This is a genomic window from Rhodococcus sp. R1101, from assembly GCF_000278445.1.
Classification (GTDB): domain Bacteria; phylum Actinomycetota; class Actinomycetes; order Mycobacteriales; family Mycobacteriaceae; genus Rhodococcus; species Rhodococcus gordoniae.
Map to the genome: position 1 here is coordinate 1 of NZ_AJVB01000403.1, position 3,571 is coordinate 3,571.

A 3,571-nucleotide genomic window follows, 5' to 3' on the forward strand; every position below is an offset into this window, starting at 1 on the left:
GACGAGCTGGAGCGCGTCGCGGTCGCCCGTCACCACGAGCACCTTGAAGCCCCGCGCATGCGCCTGTGTGGCGAGCGTGGCGATGATGTCGTCGGCCTCGTAACCCTCGATCGCCATCACCGGGATCCCCATCGCCCCGAGGACGTCCTTGGTGAGGTCGATCTGGCCCTTGAAGTCGTCGGGCGCGGCGCTGCGCTGAGCTTTGTAGGCAGCGAACAGTTCGGCGCGGAAGGTCTTGCGGCTGACGTCGAATGCCGCCGCGACGTGCGTGGGCTGTTCGTCGCGCAGCAGGTTGATGAGCATGGAGGTGAACCCGTAGACCGCGTTCGTGGTCTGCCCGCTGTGGGTCTTGAAGTTCTCGGCGGGCAGCGCGTAGAACGCGCGGAACGCGAGCGAGTGGCCGTCGAGGAGCAGCAGGGTCGGGCGGTCGTCGGTGGCCGCGATGGACGTCGCGGAAGTGGATGCACGGGTCACGCGTGCCAGTCTAGGGACCGAGGGCGACAGCGTCGGCCACACCGCCCGACCTGCTTCCCGCCGGTATCTACGAACGCTCGTGAACCGAAGAAACGAGACCGAAACGTCCGGGTGATCCAATTTTTCCCTCGAGCCGCGTCGCAGCCGCTAGAGTCCCCTCTCACGACACCGTAGTCCGGCGTCATCCCTGTTCGGATGACGCCTCGGGCGCGGCGCCGCGCTCGATGACAGCGCACCGACCGGGAGGACCCGCGTGGCCCCAACCTCGGGATGTCGGCGACCACCGACGTCGACACTCCGCCGATCGGTTCGCGCCGTACTCGTCACGCTCACGGGTGTCCTGTTCGTTCTTCTCGGCGCCGGATTCTCCTCCGCGCAGGATCCACCGGATCCACCCTCCCCGCCCGCGACCACGGCACCGGCCGTCCCCCGACGAGGACGCCCGCGGCGAGGGGTGACCGTCCGCGGCACGCTGAACAACGCCGGTGAACGTCTCGACGGCGTCGTCGTCCGTGCGACGACGACTGGCGGCGAGGTGGTCGCGGAAGCCGAGTCGGCCGACGGCGGACGCTGGGAACTCAGCGTCCCACCCGGCACCTACGTCTTCGAGGTCGACACCGGGAGTCTGCCCGACGACGTCACCGTCCAGACCTCCGTCACCCGTGAAGTGGCGCCGGGACAGGCGAACACGGTGATCTTCTCGTTCGGCGAGGCCCGCACCGGCTCGACGGTGGCCTGGAGCGAGACACTGATCCGCACGATCGTCGACGGTCTGCGTTTCGGCTTGGTCATCGCCATCGCCGGGGTGGGCCTGAGCCTCATCTTCGGCACCACGGGCCTGACGAACTTCGCCCACGGAGAATTGGTGACCCTCGGGGCGGTCGCGGCGTGGATCTTCAATGTCACGCTCGGCATCCGGTTGATACCGGCCACGATCCTGGCGGTGATCGTCGGCATCGTCATCGGCCTGCTCAACAACACGCTGATCTGGGCTCCGCTCCGGCGGCGCCACACCGGCCTGATCGCGCAGCTGGTGGTGTCGATCGGGCTCGCGATCTCGTTGCGCTATCTCATCCTGGCCTTCTTCTCCGACCGTACACAGGCGTTCGACGACTACCAGGCCCAGCAACAGCTGGTGTGGGGGCCGATCGCGATCACACCGGTCAACCTCGCGTGCATCGTGATCAGCCTGGTGGTGCTCGTCGGGGTGGCACTGCTGCTGCAGCGCACCCGGATCGGCAAGGCCATGCGCGCCGTGGCCGACAACCGCGACCTCGCGGCGTCGTCGGGGATCGACGTCGAACACGTCATCCGTTTCGTGTGGGGGCTCGGCGGCGGGCTCGCCGCACTCGGCGGTGTGCTCTTCGGCCTGTCGGAGCTCGGCGGGCGCGTGCAGTGGGAGATGGGCTTCAAGCTGCTGCTGCTGATGTTCGCCGGCATCATCCTCGGCGGTCTCGGTACCGCCTACGGCGCGCTGGTCGGATGCGTCGTGGTGGGCCTGCTCGTCCAGCTGTCCACCCTCGTGATCAATCCGGACCTGAAGTACATCGGCGGCCTGCTCGTCCTCATCGTCATCCTGGTCATCCGCCCCCAGGGCATCCTCGGCAGTCGGACAAGGATCGGGTGACCCATGGATATCGTTGCGGTACTCCAGGTTTCCTTCGCCCAGCTCATCGGCCCGTCGGCGATCTTCTACGCTCTGCTCGCGATCGGGCTGAACCTGCACTACGGCTACGCCGGCCTGCTGAACTTCGGGCAGATCGGCTTCGCACTGCTGGGCGGTTACGGCGTGGGCATCATGACCGTCACCTACGACCAGCCGTTGTGGGTGGGCATCCTCGTAGGCCTCGCCCTGGCAGGTCTGCTCGCCCTGGTCCTCGGTATCCCCACCCTGCGATTGCGCGCCGACTATCTCGCCGTCGCCACGATCGCCGCGGCGGAGATCCTGCGCCTGATGTTCCGCTCCACCGCGTCCGACTCGGTGACCGGCTCCACCCGCGGCCTGTGGGGATTCGCCGAGCCGTTCACCTCCCTGAGCCCGTTCGATTCGAGTCGCCAGTACAACCTGCTCGGTATGCGGTTCTACGGCGACGACCTGTGGGCGATGGTCGTCGGGTGGACGCTCGTGCTGCTGCTGTGCGGTCTGGTCCACCTCCTCTCCCACAGTCCGTGGGGACGGGTCCTCGAAGCGGTGCGCGAAGACGAGGACGCGGCCCGCGCACTCGGCAAGAACGTCTTCGCCTACAAGATGCAGGCCCTCGTGCTCGGCGGCATGATCGGCGGCCTCGGCGGAATCTTCAACGCGCTGCAGACCAAGTCGATCAACCCCGACTTCTACTCGACGGCACAGACCTTCTTCGCATTCGGCGCACTCATCCTCGGCGGGGCGGGAACGGTCTTCGGACCGGTCCTCGGTGCGATGGTGTTCTGGTTCCTGCTCACCCTCCCGGACGCCTTCCTGCGACAGGCGATCGCCGGACCCGACCCGCTGCTTCCCCTCACCGAACAGCAGGTCGGCGCGATGCGGTACGTACTGCTCGGCGTTCTCATCGCGGTGATGATGGTCTTCCGGCCACAAGGCATCCTGGGAAGCAAGCGGAAGGTGCAACTCGATGCCTGACACGATCCGACCCGACCCGCAGCCGTCCCGGACGGTACTCGGCGCGGACGAACGCGCCGTCCTGTTCGCCGGCGTCTCCCGCACGCCCGGCGTCGCCAAGCCCGACCCGATCCTCGTCGTCGACGACCTGCGCCGCACCTTCGGGGGCCTCACGGCCGTGGATGTCGGCCATCTCGAGATCCAGCGCTCCTGCATCACCGGCCTGATCGGCCCGAACGGCGCCGGCAAGACCACTCTGTTCAATCTCCTCACCGGCTTCGACCGGCCCGACACCGGCACGTGGGCGATGGACGGCGTCCCGCTCGGCCGACTCCACCCCCATCAGGTGGCACGCCGCGGGATCGTGCGCACCTTCCAGCTCACCAAGGCACTGTCGAAGATGACCGTCCTCGACAACGTCCGCCTCGGCGCCCGGCACCAGACCGGGGAGCGCATGGCCGGTGCGCTGCTGCCGTGGACGTGGCGCCGGCAGGAACG

General features: G+C 67.8%; 4 protein-coding genes. 3 read left to right on the forward strand and 1 reads right to left on the reverse strand.

Annotation, left to right across the window (positions count from 1 at the left end; all coding sequences use genetic code 11):
- Positions 1 to 474 (reverse strand): hypothetical protein (locus tag R1101_RS27480; protein WP_037224097.1); only part of this gene is annotated, 474 nt, incomplete at its 3' end.
- Positions 475 to 814: 340 nt separating this feature from the next.
- On the opposite strand from R1101_RS27480, the gene R1101_RS0118680 reads away from it, so the two are divergent.
- From R1101_RS0118680 to R1101_RS27485, 3 genes are all read left to right on the forward strand, one after another.
- Entirely contained in the window at positions 815 to 2,101 is a 1,287-nt protein-coding gene (locus R1101_RS0118680; protein ID WP_442969892.1) for a branched-chain amino acid ABC transporter permease, read from the forward strand.
- 3 nt (positions 2,102 to 2,104) lie between these two features.
- Positions 2,105 to 3,094: a branched-chain amino acid ABC transporter permease gene (locus tag R1101_RS0118685; protein ID WP_016934864.1), complete on the forward strand. Its 990-nt coding sequence runs from the start codon at positions 2,105 to 2,107 to the stop codon at positions 3,092 to 3,094.
- Positions 3,087 to 3,571 (forward strand): ATP-binding cassette domain-containing protein (locus R1101_RS27485; RefSeq protein ID WP_016934865.1); only part of this gene is annotated, 485 nt, incomplete at its 3' end. The genes R1101_RS0118685 and R1101_RS27485, both read left to right, overlap by 8 nt.